Annotated in this window: 13 protein-coding genes; 4 read left to right on the top strand and 9 right to left on the bottom strand. The window is 42.2% G+C overall.

The window, feature by feature from the left end; genetic code table 11:
- Nucleotides 1-380 precede the first annotated feature (380 nt).
- The 5 genes from EGC80_RS17625 to EGC80_RS17605 all read right to left on the bottom strand — a co-directional run bounded on the left by EGC80_RS17625 (nucleotide 381) and on the right by EGC80_RS17605 (nucleotide 5,237).
- Complete coding sequence (locus EGC80_RS17625) at nucleotides 381-1,109, bottom strand: lysophospholipid acyltransferase family protein (RefSeq protein WP_233768540.1); 729 nt, start codon at nucleotides 1,107-1,109, stop codon at nucleotides 381-383.
- A gap of 502 nt (nucleotides 1,110-1,611) precedes the next feature.
- Nucleotides 1,612-2,739 (bottom strand): ABC transporter permease, encoded by a 1,128-nt coding sequence (locus EGC80_RS17620; RefSeq protein WP_124011602.1) that lies wholly within the window; start codon nucleotides 2,737-2,739, stop codon nucleotides 1,612-1,614.
- Entirely contained in the window at nucleotides 2,729-3,646 is a 918-nt protein-coding gene (locus EGC80_RS17615; RefSeq protein WP_124011601.1) for an ABC transporter ATP-binding protein, read from the bottom strand. Before EGC80_RS17615 ends, EGC80_RS17620 begins: the two co-directional genes overlap by 11 nt.
- On the bottom strand, nucleotides 3,643-4,587 hold the full coding sequence (locus EGC80_RS17610) for an HlyD family secretion protein (RefSeq protein WP_124011600.1): 945 nt from the start codon (nucleotides 4,585-4,587) through the stop codon (nucleotides 3,643-3,645). Before EGC80_RS17610 ends, EGC80_RS17615 begins: the two co-directional genes overlap by 4 nt.
- Nucleotides 4,587-5,237, bottom strand: a complete 651-nt coding sequence (locus EGC80_RS17605; RefSeq protein WP_164839492.1) for a TetR/AcrR family transcriptional regulator — start codon at nucleotides 5,235-5,237, stop codon at nucleotides 4,587-4,589. Before EGC80_RS17605 ends, EGC80_RS17610 begins: the two co-directional genes overlap by 1 nt.
- Before the next feature lie 978 nt (nucleotides 5,238-6,215).
- Between EGC80_RS17605 and EGC80_RS17600 the strand changes: the two genes are divergently transcribed.
- From EGC80_RS17600 to EGC80_RS17585, 3 genes are all read left to right on the top strand, one after another.
- Nucleotides 6,216-6,401, top strand: a complete 186-nt coding sequence (locus EGC80_RS17600) for a hypothetical protein (protein ID WP_124011598.1) — start codon at nucleotides 6,216-6,218, stop codon at nucleotides 6,399-6,401.
- Entirely contained in the window at nucleotides 6,401-6,700 is a 300-nt protein-coding gene (locus tag EGC80_RS17595) for a bestrophin-like domain (RefSeq protein ID WP_124011597.1), read from the top strand. Before EGC80_RS17600 ends, EGC80_RS17595 begins: the two co-directional genes overlap by 1 nt.
- A 676-nt stretch (nucleotides 6,701-7,376) precedes the next feature.
- Entirely contained in the window at nucleotides 7,377-8,957 is a 1,581-nt protein-coding gene (locus tag EGC80_RS17585) for a BCCT family transporter (RefSeq protein WP_124011595.1), read from the top strand.
- Between the two features lie 84 nt (nucleotides 8,958-9,041).
- Here the strand turns inward: EGC80_RS17585 and EGC80_RS17580 are convergent, their stop codons facing one another.
- Together EGC80_RS17580 and EGC80_RS17575 are read right to left on the bottom strand one after the other, a co-directional pair.
- Complete coding sequence (locus EGC80_RS17580; protein WP_124011594.1) at nucleotides 9,042-9,758, bottom strand: 3'-5' exonuclease; 717 nt, start codon at nucleotides 9,756-9,758, stop codon at nucleotides 9,042-9,044.
- A 10-nt stretch (nucleotides 9,759-9,768) separates the two neighbouring features.
- Entirely contained in the window at nucleotides 9,769-11,646 is a 1,878-nt protein-coding gene (locus tag EGC80_RS17575; RefSeq protein WP_124011593.1) for a DUF294 nucleotidyltransferase-like domain-containing protein, read from the bottom strand.
- A gap of 853 nt (nucleotides 11,647-12,499) precedes the next feature.
- Between EGC80_RS17575 and EGC80_RS17570 the strand changes: the two genes are divergently transcribed.
- The gene (locus EGC80_RS17570) at nucleotides 12,500-12,949 is read left to right on the top strand and encodes a host attachment protein (protein ID WP_124011592.1); all 450 of its coding nucleotides are present in this window, start codon (nucleotides 12,500-12,502) and stop codon (nucleotides 12,947-12,949) included.
- 596 nt (nucleotides 12,950-13,545) lie between these two features.
- On the opposite strand, the gene EGC80_RS17565 is transcribed toward EGC80_RS17570, so the two are convergent.
- On the bottom strand, nucleotides 13,546-15,690 hold the full coding sequence (locus EGC80_RS17565; RefSeq protein ID WP_124011591.1) for a tetratricopeptide repeat protein: 2,145 nt from the start codon (nucleotides 15,688-15,690) through the stop codon (nucleotides 13,546-13,548).
- Between the two features lie 234 nt (nucleotides 15,691-15,924).
- Nucleotides 15,925-17,484, bottom strand: a complete 1,560-nt coding sequence (locus EGC80_RS17560) for an arylsulfatase (protein ID WP_124011590.1) — start codon at nucleotides 17,482-17,484, stop codon at nucleotides 15,925-15,927.
- Between the last annotated feature and the right edge of the window lie 795 nt (nucleotides 17,485-18,279).

The following is an 18,279-nucleotide window of genomic DNA, read 5'->3' as shown; positions in this document are numbered from 1 at the left end:
TTTGTGTTCGCCTTTTTTTGATCATGAGCATCTTTTTTAAGTCGCAAAGCGGGGTGATTGTGGCTTAAAAATACTGAGCATTAAACGCTAAATGAGTGAGCCATTAATGCTAGCCATTAACGCTAGCCATTACAATGATCCGTTCATCAGGCCTTGCTCATTTTAATCATGCCGAATAACAATTTTCATATTTACTTTTTAGTTTAATAGCTTAATAAATTGCACCGTGATGACCAAATAAAATACGATTCCTCGTTCTGCGCGAAGGTAAGCCACCGTATGCGATCTATTTTCGGTTGAGTTACAAAGGCGCTGAGCTTGTTAACTTCACCACTTTAATAGATTGGCGTGTGCAGAGGGTACAGTCAACGTCATAACGGCTAGAGGAGATTAAACCGCGACTTATACGAGTCTTGCAGTGTTTTAGAACGATCTTTATAATCAATCATGTCACCAATATTGATGATGATTTTTAAATCTTTAGTATTATTTTTCACCGACTCACCCAAGACTTCATTGGCATTGGTTTTTATAAATACTGGTAATATCGGCAATCTATTTTTCATCGCGATGATTTGAGCGCCTTCTTTAAACTCAGTCAATGTTTCATCACTCTTGTTACGCGTACCTTCAGCGAACACACTAATAGAGTAACCTTTGGAAACCTTGTTTTTAATGTCCGTGAAAAACGAACTCATTTTACTTGATTCTCTATCTAGCAATACTGTGCCAGCATTTCTGGTAAACATACCAAAGAAAAACGAATTATAAAGTTCTTTCTTCGCAATCCATAAACTGTTAATTCCCTTATGCTTTAGAGCAATCTCGACAATTAATGGATCGATAATACTTCGATGATTCGACACGATAAGATATTGACCACCTTGATTAACCTTCTCAATGCCTTCAACCTCTACACTAATATTCAAGCGAGATAATAGCGTTTCTGCATACTCCAACCGAATTCTCGTCATGTCATCGGGTGTGTGATCACCTTTTAGCTTAATACCGAACTTATTGGTTAAATAAAGGGCGTATATTGCTTGTTTAATTTGATTCAGTGTCAAGGGCGCTCCAGAAAATGACTGCCATAAAAGTTGCTGCATCATAACAGTTTCGTCAGGGGCGGGTCTTTACTTTCTACTGTCAATGAGTTTGACTCGGTTGAAGACCTACTTGCTAAGACGTTTAGCCATGTTAACGTCTTATGTGATAGTCAGTCGTTAAGACAAAGGTATAATAACAGCTGCTAAAGACCTACTTGCCAAGAGACTATGAGCTATTGATCTTTTGAGATGAATTTTGGAGTATTTTGCTGCAATGTGTGGCCATTTTGTCTAAGGCAGAGCTTATGAAGTATGGTTTTCTACATCAGCAATCTATAACGCAGCACCAATCCAATACATAATTTACAGGCCCATTCCGCCCGAAAAATGCAGCTAAATGGTTGTACATATTTATAAGCAAGGGGGAATTATTACAAGCTAATAGCTTAAAATGACTCGGTGTCACCCTTGAAACACGATTAGCCTTGGTTTATTTTAACAACATGTGAGCCCCAAAGATAAACACTCCCTAGTTGTTTCACCACTCACCGCTTCTTTAATCCATTTATAAATGTTTATTAAAACGCTTGGCCGCTAGCAACACCCCAATACAGGTAAAGCCGAGTAACCACAGTGCATCCTGGCCTAGTGACATGACTTCGGCTTCTCTAAGCACAATGCCTCGCACCATACGAATAAAATGGGTTGCAGGCAGAGCTTCCGCTACCCATTGGGCTCCAATGGGCATAGCTTCATAAGGGAACATAAATCCAGATAACAAAATTGATGGCATCAGCACAAAAATGGTTAACTGCATCGCTTGAAGCTGGGTTTTCGCAATGGTACTAATGACCAAGCCCAATGCTAAACTGGCGCAGATAAACAAGAAAGAAGCGAGTAGTAACGAATCTAAGCCGCCGCGGACCGGTACTGAAAATATCCAGTGTCCAGCACTGAGAATAATCGCCACTTGGATGAGTCCAACCAAGATATACGGAATGATTTTACCCAGCATAAGTTCCAGTGGGCGAACCGGCGTTACAATTAAAAACTCCATATTTCCCAGCTCTTGCTCACGAACAATCGCCGCTGAGGTGAACATAATCATCGTCATTGTTAAGATCACCGCCAGTAAACCGGGAACAATATTGACCACTGATCGCTGCTCTGGATTAAAGTATTCAACCACTTCAAATGTCGGTACACTCATTGTGATTGAGCGGTTAGCCACTTCATCCAGTGGTAGTTTTCTTAGCGATCGGATTGTTGCGGCAACCATGGTATCGGAACCGTCCAAGAGCCATTGTCCAACGGGTCGAGTAATTTGCGATGAGCCCTGTTTTGGATCAAATGCAGGGTGAATTAACAGTCGTTGAGGCAAATCGACGGGTAAATAAAGCACGGCTTTGACTTCGCCATTAGTAATGGCTTTTTCAGCTTGATCGATAGAGTAATATTGATGTTTAAAGTCAACTGCTTGCGTAGCAATTACTGTCTGTTTGATTGCCCGGCTATAGGTGGTTTGACTCATGTCGATAATGCCAGCGGGCACATGGCGAATATCGGTATTGATGGCATAACCAAATAACATTAATTGCAGTAATGGGATCATCACAATCATGCCAAATGTCATCCGATCTCGAGACAGCTGTTTCATTTCTTTGAAGACAATGGCAACTAATCTACCCCACATGTCGACCTCCGGTACTGGTGACAAATACATCTTCAAGACTCGGACGAACGATTTCAAGCTGATGTTGATCACAAACAGTGCTCAGAAACTGCAAAGGCTCCGTTATAGACTCATTGACCAGTACTCTTAAGCGAGTACCAGATTGGGATGCTGAAATAACCGCGTCCACAGCAGTTAGTTTTTGTTTTAACTCCCTTATATTATCGCCACTGACTTCGATAACCGTGGCCCCCATTGATTGCATTAACTCACGCGGGGTTCCATTTGCCCGTTTGATGCCATTTTCTAAAATGGCCAATTGATGACAGCGCTCTGCCTCATCCATATAGTGCGTCGACACCAAAATCGTTGTGCCACTGTCACTAAGATCAAACAGGTGCTCCCAAAAGTCCCGTCGATTTTGCGGGTCGACAGCAGAAGTAGGTTCATCAAGAAACAGCAGTTCAGGGCGGTGCATGGTGGCGCACGCCAGCGCCAAGCGTTGTTTTTGTCCACCGCTCATGGTGCCGGCTAACTGCTTTTGTTGCGGCTCGAGGCCATATTGTTCCAATAAGCTTGCCACGCGGGTTTTATCTTTAACACTATAGATGGCCGCAACGAAGCGCATATTTTCCAATACCGTTAAATTGTCATACAAGGAAAATTTCTGCGTCATATAGCCAATTCGGCTTTTGAGCGACTCTTCATTACCTTGCAGTGGTAAGCCTAAAATAGTGGCCTTGCCTGCACTGGGTGTTAATAACCCAGTTAACATCCGTATGAGTGTTGACTTACCACAGCCATTGGGACCAAGAAAACCATAAATACTGCCTTTCGTAACCTGTAAATCCAGTTGATCTACCGCGACTAAATCACCAAATCGACGGGTTAATCCTTGTGTTTCGATCACATATGCGGGTTGTTTCATGGTAATCGAACCTCGACACCAATCCCTATGGGTAAGTTTTGATCGCTCGGTAAGTCAATCTCAGTTAAATACATTAACCGGGCACGATCTCGCTCGTTCAGTGCGAAGTAGGGCGTAAAAGCTGGAGTACTTCGAATGTTACGCACGGTTCCCATGACAGGTTGTTCTTGACCATCAATCCATACCGCTACTGTGTCTCCTTGGCTAATTTTACCCAAAGCAGTGGCAGGCAAATACACCCGCGCATAAAGTCGGTCACTGGCCAGCAGTGTCACTAATTGAATGTTGGCCGCGACGCGGTCGCCAAGCTTCCAAGGTAAAACATCTACCACTCCCGCTTTGGGTGCTCGTATGCTTAACTCGGCTAAAGATTGTTGTGCATCGGCTAATGAAGCTTGTGCTACGTCAGCTTGCGCTTGCGCCTGCGCCACTTCTTCACTGCGGGTGCCATTTTTAAGCTCAAGCCATTGCTGCTTAGCTTGAGTCAATTGCGCTGCCGTTTGATCTCTTATTGCTTTGGCAGAATCAAAATCGGCTTTTGCCACTATTTTTTTAAACCAAAGATCTTTCATTCGCAGATAGCTTTTTTCTGCATCTTGCGCTTGTGCTTGCACTGCAAGCATCGCGGCATAGGCCGCAGCAAGCTGCTCTAAACGAGTGCCCGTTTGCAGTTGATTTAGCTTTGCTTGTGCTTGGACTAGGGTTGCTTGTCGCTGGTCAATCAGCCATTGCGCATGCCGGGGATCAAGTTGAAGCAACAAGTCTCCAGCGTTCACTTTTTGTCCCTCTTCAACCAAAACCGAGCGGATCTGTTCCGCAACAGGTGCAGAAAGCATCATTCGGTCTCGTTCAACTAACCCCATTGCGCGATTACCTTCTTCCCCAGAACAACCCGCGAATAGAAGCATAATAGGTAACCAAAATAGCAGACGTTTCATCATTAAACTCCTGATCCTGAAGCTCGTATCGATGACTCTTGGAATAATCCTTGATTCATCACCAGCATATTGTGTGCAAGCAGTTGGTCTAACATGGACTCGCTAAGGGGTAAATCCAATTCTTTGAGTAATACTTTGGGCGCAATCAGTGGAAAGACCATTAAGCTGATAAAACTTAAACGTACCCATTTGGGATCAAGCTGTGGATTGAGTTTTTGTTGATCGGATAATTCCTTAATCCAGTCTCCGGCATAACCGATCATCTCATGAATTACATTCGATACAATGGTGAACGCTTCATCACTATCCTGTTGATTCAATGATTGGAAAATTAATCTAGGCAGTGCAGGGGTTCTTTCCATCATTCGATAATAAGCCCGCATTAGTGCTTCTGGAGAGTCTTTTTGATTTTTTACATCATGTTTAAACACAATGGCCACGGGGGCAATCGTTTCTCTCACCATGGTTTCAAATAAACCTGCTTTGGAATCAAAGTAGTAACGGATCATCGCGGCATCGACACCAGCACGCCGAGCCAGTTCGCGAATAGACACTCGATCATAGCTGTTGTGAAGAAAACATCCTTGTGCCGCGTCGATGAGTGCAGCGCGAGTTTGGGTCTCTCCTTTGGGTCTTCCCGGTTTATCTGCCATCTCAAACTCCATTAATTCATCTGTTGATGAATAATAGCAAAAATGGGCAAAGAAAATAGAACATTAATTCCACAATGTATGTTCCCGTGCGGAATTACATCAAGGAACGGTGTCTTATCAACATTAATAAATAGTCGACAATGAGGTGAAAAAATCATTTTATGACCAAAGCCACTGGAGGGGAGCACAAAAAAGGGGGCCGCGATAATTATTGTTGGTATTTGTGGCGATCTTCGTCGGGGTTAAATCAGACAATATATTGTTGTTTATAAAGCGATGAATCGTTAATAAACGGATTGAGTAGTTGAAGGCATAAAACGCTAGCCCCCGATCAGATAAAATCTAATATCCTACCTGCAGAATATTCACCATCACAGCTGTGGATGAATATAAGCCTGTGGCGACTCTAATTTGACTCCCTTTATTAACTTATAACGATGCGATGGAGATCTGTTTATAGATTGTTTTTTATTTAGTTTGCTGTTGCCGTGTTTGTCCACACAGTGAAGACTAAAAACTAATTTGCTAAATCGATACCAACGGCTTTAATTAACAATGTACGGACTCTCTTTAATTAACAATGTACGGACTCTCTTTGATTGAATGTTTGCACTTGTAATATGGCACATAGTGCCATTTGGTCAGGGGAGTCCATAACATTGGTTAGCTAACAAATAACACAGGGGACTAAATGAATCTAAACCTGTTTGACTCCTTTCCTATCGCTGGCGGCTATGTTGGTGTCTCGATACTCATGTTGGTTTTCAACGAAGTGGGCTATCAGTTCGGGGCACATGCGCGAACGAGTCAAGACAAGGAGGCTCCGAGCTCGTTAGGCTCAATGGTGGGGGGTTGTTAGCCATGCTCGCTTTTGTCCTCGCCTTCACATTTTCTATCGCTTCTCATCAGCACGATCTCAGAAAACAGAGCGTTCTCGAAGAAGCGAATTCAATTGGCACGGCATACCTGCGAGCTGACTTGCTTGATAAGCAATACGCAATAAAAGTGAAACACCTGTTGCGAGAATATGTCGACATTCGCCTAAAGGCCGCAAGTGGCAGCACCCTAGACACGGCCATGGCAGGATCCGTTGAGATCCATGACCACCTGTGGGCACTGGTGTCTGCAGCAGCGAAAGATCGCCCAATACAAACACCTCACTAATGATCCAATCCATCAATGACATAATCGATATGCACCAAAAACGAGTGACCGCTGGGCTGCGCAATCGAATCCCCAGCAGTGTCTGGATGGCGCTCATAGGCATCATCGCACTCGCAATGATAGCTATGGGTGCTGAGGTTGGGCTTACTGGCAAGCGAAGATTGGTGGCAATGATCCCTTTGGTACTGGCTTTTGCAGTGCTTGTGGCGCTCGTTGTGGATCTTAATCGCCCTCAAAGCGGGTTAATAACAGTAGGGCAGCAGTCGATGGTCGATCTGCAGCGCAGCATGAGTCGATAATATAAATAGCCAATGACGTTGGGCATGCCGCTATAGCTAACAATTTGCACAGCGAACACGTCACTTTATTGAAACCGTGGCATCGAAAAAGTGCAGACGCTGTAAAAGTGACCAAGAGTATTTAGCAAGCCGTGTTTCTGTTTGTTAAGAGGTGTCAGTTAATTAACGACGGCGAATAAAATCCGTTTCAGAATGTCAGCGTGGGCCAAAGCAAAGGCGTTATGCTGAAATGAAAGACTCATACACTTTATTGAATTTAAAATTTTAAATGATGACTTTAAGTGGGTATAGCTATACTTACATAGGTTTGGTGCGCTGGCTTCATTATTGTTGATTTAACCTAATGCTGACAAGTTACTCATAATGGATACCGCGGTGATATTACCAATGCCTTTAATGCTTTGAAGGATATTTTTATTAGCCAGACATTCAGGGTTAAAACTCTGGCTGGCGTTGTTTGCTGTCGACGCAATGGGTGAATATGAGCGATTGGTTAATTTTATTTGGCTCCCTTTCTTCACTTATAATGATAAGAAATATAGATGCCTGTTTATTTTTTATTTTGAAATAAGCCTGAAATTAGCGCCTGATTTTGTTAACATCCTTCCACAATATTCAATCGACTGTTAAATCGACTGTTAAATTAACAGGGCAAGGCCGCTCTAATCGAGGATTTATGAAGATAAATAAGGACAAATACAGTATAGATAATACCGATTATACTGTCGGGCAAGATAACATTCAAAAATGGGGTTTTGATATACATAACCCTGTATTTGGAACGAGTGCAGGCTTAATCGCGGCTTTTTTAATTGCTATTTTAATTATCGACCCGGCAACATCAAAAGAATTTTTAGATGGTATAAAATGGCAGATTATAGGTGCATTTGACGGCCTCTTTATGTGGTCTATGAATATTTTTGTGATCTTCTGTCTGGCATTAATTGTCTCACCTTTTGGTAAAATTCGCCTAGGTGGTGACGGCGCAAAAGCCGACCATTCAAGACTTTCCTGGATAGCGATGCTTTTTGCTGCAGGTATGGGCATTGGTTTGATGTTTTGGGGCGTAGCTGAGCCCGTAGCGTATTACACTGGCTGGTATGAAACGCCACTCAATGTCGTCGCCAATACCCCGGCAGCAGCAGAACTTGCACTGGGTGCAACTATGTTCCATTGGGGATTACACCCTTGGGCGGTTTATGGCGTAGTTGCCTTATCGTTATCTTTCTTTGCTTACAACAAAGGCTTACCACTTTCCATACGGTCTGCTTTTTATCCGATATTAGGCGACCGCACTTGGGGTTGGCCGGGACATATCATTGATATTGTAGCTGTGATAGCCACATTATTTGGTCTGGCAACATCCTTAGGTTTAGGTGCCCAACAAGCTGCGGGTGGTTTCCAGCACGTGTTTGGCATTGAAGGAGACCTCTCCTTGCAAATCATTATTATTGTGGTAGTGACTATGCTGGCGATTGTCTCTGTGGTACGCGGCCTTGAAGGTGGTGTTAAAGTAATTAGTAATATCAATATGTTACTTGCTGCTGTTTTAGTTATTTTTGTTGCACTTGTGACCGCTGCTGTTTCTATGGGTACTATTCCCACCACCATAATGGGTTATGTTAAGAATATTATCCCCTTGAGTAATCCAATTGGCCGTGAAGATGAAGCTTGGATGCACGGCTGGACCGTCTTCTATTGGGCATGGTGGATTTCATGGTCTCCATTTGTGGGTATGTTTATTGCTCGTATTTCGCGCGGCCGTACGGTACGTGAATTTCTTACCGCAGTATTGATTATACCAACATCAGTGACTATCTTATGGATGTCTGTCTTTGGTGGTGTCGCTATTGACCAAGTTGTCAATGAAGTCGGCATATTAGGTAGTGAAGGGTTAACGGACGTTCCGCTTGCGATGTTCCAGATGTTTGATGCGCTGCCATTAGGTAATATTTTATCAATGATAGCTGTACTACTGGTACTGGTTTTCTTTATTACCTCTTCCGATTCAGGGTCGTTGGTCATAGACAGTATTACTGCCGGTGGTAAAATTGATGCGCCGGTTCCGCAACGTATTTTTTGGGCATCAATCGAGGGCGCTATTGCCGCTGTGCTACTGTGGGTTGGTGGTACTGAGGCGATTGAGGCACTCCAAGCAGGTGCCATTTCGACGGCGCTACCCTTTACCATTATTTTATTGGTAATGTGTGTCAGTTTGTTGATGGGTATGCGTACCGAAAAGCATAATAAAAGCTAGTTTCTACTTGCTACAAAAAAGCCGATGATTGAATCATCGGCTTTTTTTTTGTCTAGTATTTATTGTGCTCTCATCACAGAGACGTTATAACCACAATTTTTTAATCGCAGTGTCGGGACTAAAATGATATTTAATTTGAGCCTGCAGTAATTCTGCGGTGGCAATTGCATCGGTTAAAGCATCGTGAGGCGCGTAAGCGGGTAAGTTGTAGCGATCACGACTATTAGCAAGACGAATGGACTCTGGGCGTTTTCTTTTAAAGAAATTAAGCAAGCCCGACGTATTAACCCGTTGCAAATTAGCCTCAATCTGCATGGTATCTATAACCGGAAAGATAATACCTTCATTAATCAACAAGCGTAAAGTGTGATCAAGAAAATCACGCTCAATATGCCGGTAATGTACCACCACCACTTTTCCTGCCAGTTCAGCTAAAAGCTGCTCTAAAATACGCAACAGATCAGGTGCATCTTGTAAATCCGAGTGGGTGATACCATGAATAATAATTGAGTTTTCTTGTAATTTATCCTGTGGATTGAGATACCATTCTTTTGCTTTGCGGCAAAAAATACGCTGTAAATTAAAGGGTACCAAACCAATGCTAATGATGCCGTTTTGCTGTGAATCTAAGCCTGTCGTTTCAAAATCAAGCGCGACAAAATCAATATCATTTAACGGCGTTTCATTGCTATAGGTACCGGTATTATAAAAATCAACCAAGCGTGGATCTTTACTGTTTTTAGCTTTTAATTTTAGCAAGGCTGCCCAGTTTAAAATCTCCTGGTTACTGAAATTGTTCATGAGTTAACCTTTAAAGTTTGTTTGAAGTATAGCGATATTTTAAAAAGTTTTGTGCATTGCTTAATACTAAAAAAGCATCTTTAAGATTGCGTCTTTCAAAATCAGACATACTTTCCGGTTCAATATTATTATCAGGCTCAATCCCAGACTCTATATCGGATGACTGATGACGCAATCGTACCAAAGAGATAAGCTCCATTGCATGTTGTAAATCTTCGCCCTTTGATTTAGGCAAAATACCTGCTTCGATAATATCATCTAAGCGTTGAAATGAGTTTTGCGATTGTGAGCCGATCGCCAAGGCATGCACTCGGATCAGATCCGCCAATGGTGCAGTACCACGACGTTTTAAATTAATAGCGTTATTATGGCGGCCATCTTTTTCCATCACAAAATCTTTAAAAAATCCCAGAGGGGGTTTACGATTAAGGGCATTGTGCGCCAAACAGGCTAAAAATCGGTTGTTTTTCTTGGTCTTGCGAAGGATAAATGCATTTAATTGCTCAGCCCATTTTACTCGGCCATAGACACCCGTAAGATCAAAGAAAATAGAGCAGTTTAATAAAGCTTGAGGGTTTGGATTATCTATCCAATCACCGAAACAATCTTCCCACTGAGATCGTGTTTTGCGAAACTCAGGGTTGCTTGCCATAATATCACCAGTGCAGTAACTGTAACCGCAGGCAGCCAAACCATCACAAACAAAATTGGCTAGCTTTTCAAAATAGGCACCATGCAACGCGACTTGATAGCTATTATCAAGGATTATGGCATTATCTTGATCGGTTACCATCAGTTGCTCATCACGAGCCATAGAGCCCAATGCTAAAAAGCAGTAGGGAACCGGCGGGGGGCCGAACATCTCTTCGGCAAGTTCTAATAAACGCTGTTTAAAGTTGCGACCGATTTCAGACATTGCCCGCCCGACCATATGTGAATTGGCATCTTCGTTAACCATGCGCACAAAACAGTTTTTTAACTGTGCAGAAAGCAGCACTAAATCCTCACTACTTTTCTGCTGAAAAATACTGCTTACAAATAACAAACTATTTTGCGATTCGTAACGGATAATATCTGCAACTTCAATCAGACCAATGGGCTTTTTATTTTTTAGAATAGGTAGATGATGAATGTTATAACGCAGCATGAGTAGCATTGCTTCAAAAATATAAGCGTTATGATCCAGTGAAATCAAATTGGTCGACATGACTTGTGAAATAGGATTATCAACATTTACCCCAGCTGCAATGACGTTAGCGCAGAGATCATGTTCAGTAATAATACCAACGAAACTGCTATCCTGCGGGTCTTCTATATCAGGATCATTTATTAATGCAGCAGAAACATTTTCTTCGGCCATTATCTTAGCTGCCGCTTGAATAGTGCTATTACAGGAAATAACGACTGCTTCTCTCGTCAATAATGTTTTCACTTTGGAAGTGGTCAGCGCATTAGCATCATCGCTTTTACCTTTTACCGCCTGTTTTAAACGGGTAGTATCTTCCACTTCAACAAAATCAGCAAAATCGTCATAAAGCTCGCATAAGTTAGTGAATACCGATTCTGGAATACAGTATACCAAGGTATCTTTTACCGCTTTGGCTGGGAAACGCACTTTATTATTGGTGAGTAAGCCCATTTGGCCAAATAACTGTCCCTGATCTAGACGATTGTACAGTTCACCTTTACGGCGATATAACTCTACTACCCCGCTGCGGATCATATACAGTTCACTGATTTTGTCATTAAAGTTAATAATCATGCTATCGGTACGGTAATAAGAAATCTCAACACTTTGCGCAATGTCGATTATGACTTGTTCTGGAAGCTGATCAAAAGGGGCGTACTGAGCGATAAAGCTTTTAATTTCGTGTAGTTCGGCTGACATTAATAGGCCTGCTAGTTGGTGATGACTGGAGCTTTTGTTTATATCGATTTAGATATTATACGAGTAAAGCTAAAATATGAGCAGCCATAATTTTTGCTGAATATTTAACTGTTGGTCTCGTCTTTAGTTACCTTGATTTGCTTGTCAGTAACAAATAATCGTTAGACCAAGATAAACAATCGTCAGTTTAAATGACACACCATACTATCACTGTGTTGGCGTATTGTACTTAAGCATTTCTGGGGGGCTGATAATATGACAGGAGAATTACACCTATATATTAACTATGAACATCGCCAAAAATGGATAAATTTTTTACTGGCAACCATCTTGGTGAATGAACGCTATGTTTATGCGGTGATAAGTAAATTGTTCATATATGACATGATAATCTTGATAGATCTCCCATTTATGTAAACTAACCTACTGTGATGATAACCCGATAATGCGGAGGTATTGGAGAACCGTAAACACGATTGTTCACAAAAATTTACCTACACGTTAATCTACACGTTAATTGAGACAAACAATATCAGTGTATTTGTACGGTATCAGAAACTGAACAGCAGGGTTTTAAGATGGAGTTCTACCGTAAAAAGGATAGCGAACAAGTGCTGCAACGGATTTTGTGCACCGTAGTGGTCTTTGAAAGATAGGCAAAATATGCACCAGCAAACTTTACTGCTGAGAAAGACGTTAATTCAAAGATACAAGATAATAGCAATCGATTCCAAAGAATTAACAAGAATATTGTCTATAATTAAGTGACTCGATTGTCTTATTTTTAATAAGACAATCTATTAATGATGAACTTAATGATGAACTTAATGATGAACTTAATGGGAGATAAATCATGAGCAGTTGGATTTTAGTCGCAGATAGCGCTCATGCACGTCTATTTAACGCCGAAACAGCAAAATCTGCATTAAATGAGATTAAGAGCATGATCCACCCCGAATCAAGACAACATGAACAGAAGCTAACCTCTGATCTACCAGGACGTCAGGCTGGTGGTGCAACGTTTAGTCACCATGCTGTGGGAGGTAAAACAGAGCCCAAAGAGTATGAGGCGGTAGAATTTGCTAGAGATATATGTAGATACCTTGAGGCTGAATATAATGCGCAAAAATTTAGCCAATTGATCGTGGTTGCTGAACCTCAGTTCCTTGGTAACTTACGCAAGGTAATGAGCGACAACGTCGCTAAGCTTATTACCCTAGAAATAGACAAAGACATAGTTAAGCAGGACATTGCCACGATTCGAGGTCATCTGCCCACTATTCTTCCACATTTAACGTCATAATGCGGCCTAAGCATATTTTATTAATCCATATACAGTGGAGGCAACAAAATTTAACAAGACCCAGTAGACTATTCGAGGGTAATGCTTACAGTCCTTTGTCGCGTTTGTTGTTGGTATCGGTTTGTTTGTAGAGTTGCCTGCACTGAATCGAACGACGACAAAAAAAGCTTTAGTTGCAGCTAAAGCCTGGGTCTCATATTTCCCGAAAGGAGAATTATTTGTTATTAGATGGGGGTATCCATACCAGTTGCTATAGTAGACATAAAAAAGATGCACATAAGCAATGCATGATACCTAAAATGGACGCTTCAAGCATGGAGTACATCTACTAAATAAGTCCACAAAAACAACATAAAGCCTTTGTTCATTTCGTTGAAAAAAGCAGCGATCATCAACCAGTCTATTCATGACGCAAGGTTTCTATCGAGTCTAGTTGCGCGGCCTTACGGGCAGGGAAGTAACCAAAGATGACGCCGACTGCAGCACAAAACACATCACACCCAATTCAACGCCAAATTCACTCAGCCATACAAGGTGAACAGCCAAAGGTATGACTGCCGTTTGTCGGTAATTAACGCCTGAACATGGCTAACGGCTTAATATTCCTTGAGCCTTTTGCTCAGCGCTTGCAATGCGGGATCGTTGGGCGTTTTTATCTGCAGTTTATTCACTTCGCTAAGTGCTTCATCGACTTTCCCGCTTGCTTCTAATCCCAAAATATACACAAAGGCAAATCTCAGGTTGGCAGGTTCGATTTGTGTTGCTCGTTGCAACGCATCCAGCGCCTGCGGCCATTGTTTTTCGATAACAAAGATTAGCCCTAAATTATGTAATGCCATGGCATGGTTTTCTTCAAACGCTAAAATTTGCTGTAACAAGGCTTTGGCTTTTTCAAGCTGGTTTGTCTCACGGTAGATACTGGCCAGATTCAATTTGGCGGGCAGAAAACTCGGTTGTAATGTAAGCGCATTAAGGTACTGGATTTGTGCTTGCTGCAGCTCGCCAATTTTGTAAGCTAGATCTGCTAGGGCTAGTTGTGCAGATAACAGATCCGGCTGCTGCTGGTAAGTGACTACCGCTTCCATCAGGGCCTCTTGCAGCTGTTTTTGCGCCTTTTCCGGTACACTCTGTCTCAAAGCCGGGGCTAATAATCTAATCGCCTGTAAACGGACATTTTTGTGTTCATCATATAACAGACCAAAACCGATCTGCAGCTGCATCGGGTAGGGAGCAGATTCAAGTGCACGGATCACGCCGAGTTTAACCAGACTCTGCCGGTCGTTTGCCGCATTATTCAATACCTCTAGGTTAGCGGTTTGCTGCAGATCCAGATAACCTAACAGGACAGCACGGCGCATGGCTGGCTGATTTTCATCTGCCACCAGCTTAGCGATTAATGCTTGTCCTTTGTGCGGATCCTGCTGATTAAGCAAAATTGCGGGGCCGATATCTGAAAAATCTGCAAAAATCTGACCTTTTTTATCCTGTAGCTGTGCTTGAGACCAGTGCGGATCCTTATCCTGATGACAACCTAGGCAAACATCCGGGGTGCCTAATATTTCGTTCACCCAAGGATTTGGTACGCGATAGGCGTGGTCACGTCTGTCATCTACGCCCATATATCGTTTGGTAGGCATATGGCAGTCTATGCAGAGCGAGCCCTTGGAATCCTGAGCATGTAACGTATGCTCGGGTGTCGCAAAAGCGGCGGGTAAATGGCACTGTAAACAGAGCGTGTTATCTTGGCTTAATATTTTTCCGCTATGGGCTTCATGACAATTACTGCAGACCACACCGGCACTGGCCATTTTACTTTGACTAAATGAACCATAGACATAGACCTCATCGAGAATTTGCCCATCGACATGATAAAGATCGGTTACGGCAAGGCGCGGAATATAGTGTTGGCTGAAATTCCCGACCCCTGCACCATCGGTTAATGCTACCCGCCGACTGTGACAGGCCGCACATTGATCCATTTGACCGTGGTCTAAGGAAATGTCGGTTTTTTGCAAGCGTACCGCTGTGGTTTTACCGTCGGCAAAGACCCAGTCATTGTGTTTCTGCAGTGGCTTTTCAAACCCCGAATTGACGGCATTTTTTTTAGATTTTTTTAACGCAAGATGTTGTGAAGCTGGGCCATGACAAGCTTCACAGCTGACATTGATTTCGCTCCAAGTCGTATTGTAACTGTCGGTGTTAACGTCATAGCCCCGTGTTAAGTCCGTGGAATGACACTCGGCGCAGCGCGTATTCCAATTATTAAACTGGCCTTGCCAATCAAATGGCGTATCCGGAATATGTGTGTCACTGTAAAGGTTATACCAGCGCTGCCCGCCGTCTGCCAATGAACGCGAATCCCAAGTGACGGTATAAGCCTGAAGTTTACCTGAGCCTATGTCGACTAATATCTGTTGCAGTGGATAAAAACCAAATACATAAGGCACGGCATAACGTTTACCGTCTTCACCTTTATTACCTGTTTGTATATAAAATCCTTGCTCATCTCGGTTAAAAACAGTCCAAGCATTTTCTGATTCAAACTTTACATTATTAAAGTTACCTAATACCGTTTCATCCGTTGCGGCTAACATTGCCTTTGCATGGTGGGATTGTTGCCAGTTGGACACTTCAGTTTGATGGCAATCGATACAACTTTTATTGCCGATATATTGCTCTGCGGCAACGAGCTGGGGTGTAAACAGAAAAAGCAGTCCAAGGAGTGTTATTCTTAAAACCATTTTTGCCTCATTTTAATATTATTAGCATAATACTTTCAATAATATTAGCAGTAACTGTATGATCATAAATAAAAAAAGCGGCAATTTGTTTAATCAATCGTGAAGTAAATCGACTTTGTGCCGAAAATAGTATAAATTTCATCGTATTAGGGTCTGGATCCGGTAATGTAGTGAGTCAGATATTAGCTTAGGCGTGGGTGAAAAAGAGGGTGCTGAGGCACCCTCGATGAGGATTTACTGACTACTCCCGGCTCCCTGTTGAAGTTTTTCCATTACCTGATCTAAGCTGAAACTCGCGGCTTTTTGACGAGGCGGAAAATCTTTAAAAGTGGCAAGATATTCACCGACATAAGCCTGTGCAGGGACAAACATATAAACATGATCTAACACCCAGTCATAGTAGGTATTAGAAGTCAGATCTGCAGTTTCATAGGGATCCATACGTAAATTGAATAATTTTGGCACACGCAATTCAACAAAAGGTTCTGCCCAAATCTGCAGTGTCCCGGTAGCTCTTTGCTCCAAAAATACGGCTTTCCAATTGTTGTAACGCAGCGCGGCTAAAGCACCATCATCGGTGAAATAGAAGATCTCTTTACGGCGGCCTTTGTCTTCTTCACCCAGCAGGTAAGGCAAGAAGTTATAACCATCAAGATGATTTTTGAATGTTTTACCGTTAGCTTTATAGCCTTTGAGTAATTTTTCTTTCACCTTGTCTTCGCCAGCAATCGCTGCGAAGGTCGGCAACCAATCCATGTGGTGCATAATCTGGTTCGAAACTGAACTTGCTTCGATCTTACCAGGCCATCTCACCATGGCTGGAACACGGTAGGCGCCTTCCCAGTTGGTGTTTTTCTCACTTCTAAAAGGTGTTAAACCGGCATCCGGCCAGGTATTCATGTGCGGGCCATTATCGGTAGAGTAAAAAACAATGGTGTTATCTTTGATACCCAGGTCATCGACTTTTTTCAATAGCTGGCCGACGTGTTTATCATGTTCAATCATTCCGTCGGCATAATTACTTACATTCGAGCTACCTTGTAATTCAGGTTTAATATGAGTTCGAAAATGCATACGGGTACCATTCCACCAGACAAAGAATGGTTTTTCGGTTTTTACAGTACGTTCCATAAAGTCCATCGCCGCGGCCACGGTTTCATCATCTATGGTTTCCATCCTTTTTTTCGTTAGCGGGCCGGTATCTTCGATTTTTCCATCAGCAAAGGATTTAATGACACCACGAGGGCCAAATTTTTTACGGAATGCCGGATCTTTAGGGTAATCAATATTTTCAGGCTCTTCTTCGGCATTTAAATGGTATAAGTTACCTAAAAATTCATCAAAACCATGTGCGGTGGGTAAAAATTCATCTTTATCACCCAAATGATTTTTACCAAACTGACCCGTTGCATAACCCATAGGTTTGAGGATCTCAGCAATAGTGGCATCTTCAGCTTGTAATCCAAGATCGGCTCCGGGTAATCCTACTTTACTTAACCCAGTACGCAGTACACTTTGCCCGGTAATAAATGTTGAACGTCCGGCGGTGCATGATTGTTCAGCATAATAATCGGTAAACATCATGCCTTCTTTGGCGATGCTGTCGATATTCGGGGTTTTGTATCCCATTAACCCAAAGGTATAGGCACTGATATTAGATTGGCCAATATCATCCCCCCAAATAACTAAAATATTAGGTTTTTCGGCTGCGCTCAAGTTTACTGCAGCGCACCCCAACGAAGCGGCGAGGATTAGACCCAACCTTTTAATTTTGTTGTTGCGTGAATGGATCATCCCAACCTCCAACCGATTGTTATTTATTCGGTTTTAAACTTCCAATGTTAGTTAATAATGTTGATTAACCATGTGTTTTCAAAATAAAACAATTCAAGTTTAGTTTATGTTTTTTTATTTGCAGATATTTTTTATCAAAAATCTTTATTTTTGATAAATTTTTATGTTGTATTTACACCGGCAGTTAAGGAGGCATTTAATACCAATTCGCATCAATAAATGGCCTAAAGTTGCACAAAATAATAAGTGACAGCTTGGTATTTTATTAACTAATAGCTGGCTATTACGAATGAAAACAAGGACGTTATCGTTTATGTTAACCCTCTAGATTGCTCAAATAGATATGCGCATTGGTATCACTGCTCCTAAGCCGATACGCCTAGCGCTGGAAGGGTACAATAATGATGAGGCTTGGTGACTGTTTAACACCTTGTAATTCATTGCAATGCGTTAGAATGCTATTGTTATCATTCCAGCCTCTTAATACCAATTAATCAGCAACGTCGGCATAGTGGGTTGTGCAACAGGGCGACCGCATGAGTGCTTAATAATTCACCTATTTGATGAAGGTGCACTCGATTGCATTAATCCGCTCTTGTTTTCAGGCTAACGGCCGGACAATTATTGAATATTTATCGGACAATTTATGAGTAAAAAACGTTCATGCGGTTGCCCTGGGTTGTGCAAGCCCCTTGTGTCAGGATTGTTTAAGCAGATGTTATTGTATTATTCGTTTCTTGCGAGGAATTTGAAAAATAAAAGCAATGTAAAAAATCGACAATATAGGGCGTTCTA

Origin of the sequence: Shewanella psychromarinicola, from assembly GCF_003855155.1 — a bacterium.
Classification (GTDB): Bacteria; Pseudomonadota; Gammaproteobacteria; order Enterobacterales; family Shewanellaceae; genus Shewanella; species Shewanella psychromarinicola.
Note: the sequence above shows the minus strand (reverse complement) of the source record. Positions and strands in the feature narration are given on the sequence as shown.

Coding starts and splice junctions, on each gene's coding strand:
- EGC80_RS17625 (WP_233768540.1), bottom strand. CDS start 1,109: ATGATGCAGCAACTTTTATGGCAGTCATTTTCTGGAGCGCCCTTGACA.
- EGC80_RS17620 (WP_124011602.1), bottom strand. CDS start 2,739: ATGTGGGGTAGATTAGTTGCCATTGTCTTCAAAGAAATGAAACAGCTG.
- EGC80_RS17615 (WP_124011601.1), bottom strand. CDS start 3,646: ATGAAACAACCCGCATATGTGATCGAAACACAAGGATTAACCCGTCGA.
- EGC80_RS17610 (WP_124011600.1), bottom strand. CDS start 4,587: ATGATGAAACGTCTGCTATTTTGGTTACCTATTATGCTTCTATTCGCG.
- EGC80_RS17605 (WP_164839492.1), bottom strand. CDS start 5,237: ATGGCAGATAAACCGGGAAGACCCAAAGGAGAGACCCAAACTCGCGCT.
- EGC80_RS17595 (WP_124011597.1), top strand. CDS start 6,401: ATGATCCAATCCATCAATGACATAATCGATATGCACCAAAAACGAGTG.
- EGC80_RS17585 (WP_124011595.1), top strand. CDS start 7,377: ATGAAGATAAATAAGGACAAATACAGTATAGATAATACCGATTATACT.
- EGC80_RS17580 (WP_124011594.1), bottom strand. CDS start 9,758: ATGAACAATTTCAGTAACCAGGAGATTTTAAACTGGGCAGCCTTGCTA.
- EGC80_RS17575 (WP_124011593.1), bottom strand. CDS start 11,646: ATGTCAGCCGAACTACACGAAATTAAAAGCTTTATCGCTCAGTACGCC.
- EGC80_RS17570 (WP_124011592.1), top strand. CDS start 12,500: ATGAGCAGTTGGATTTTAGTCGCAGATAGCGCTCATGCACGTCTATTT.
- EGC80_RS17565 (WP_124011591.1), bottom strand. CDS start 15,690: ATGGTTTTAAGAATAACACTCCTTGGACTGCTTTTTCTGTTTACACCC.
- EGC80_RS17560 (WP_124011590.1), bottom strand. CDS start 17,484: ATGATCCATTCACGCAACAACAAAATTAAAAGGTTGGGTCTAATCCTC.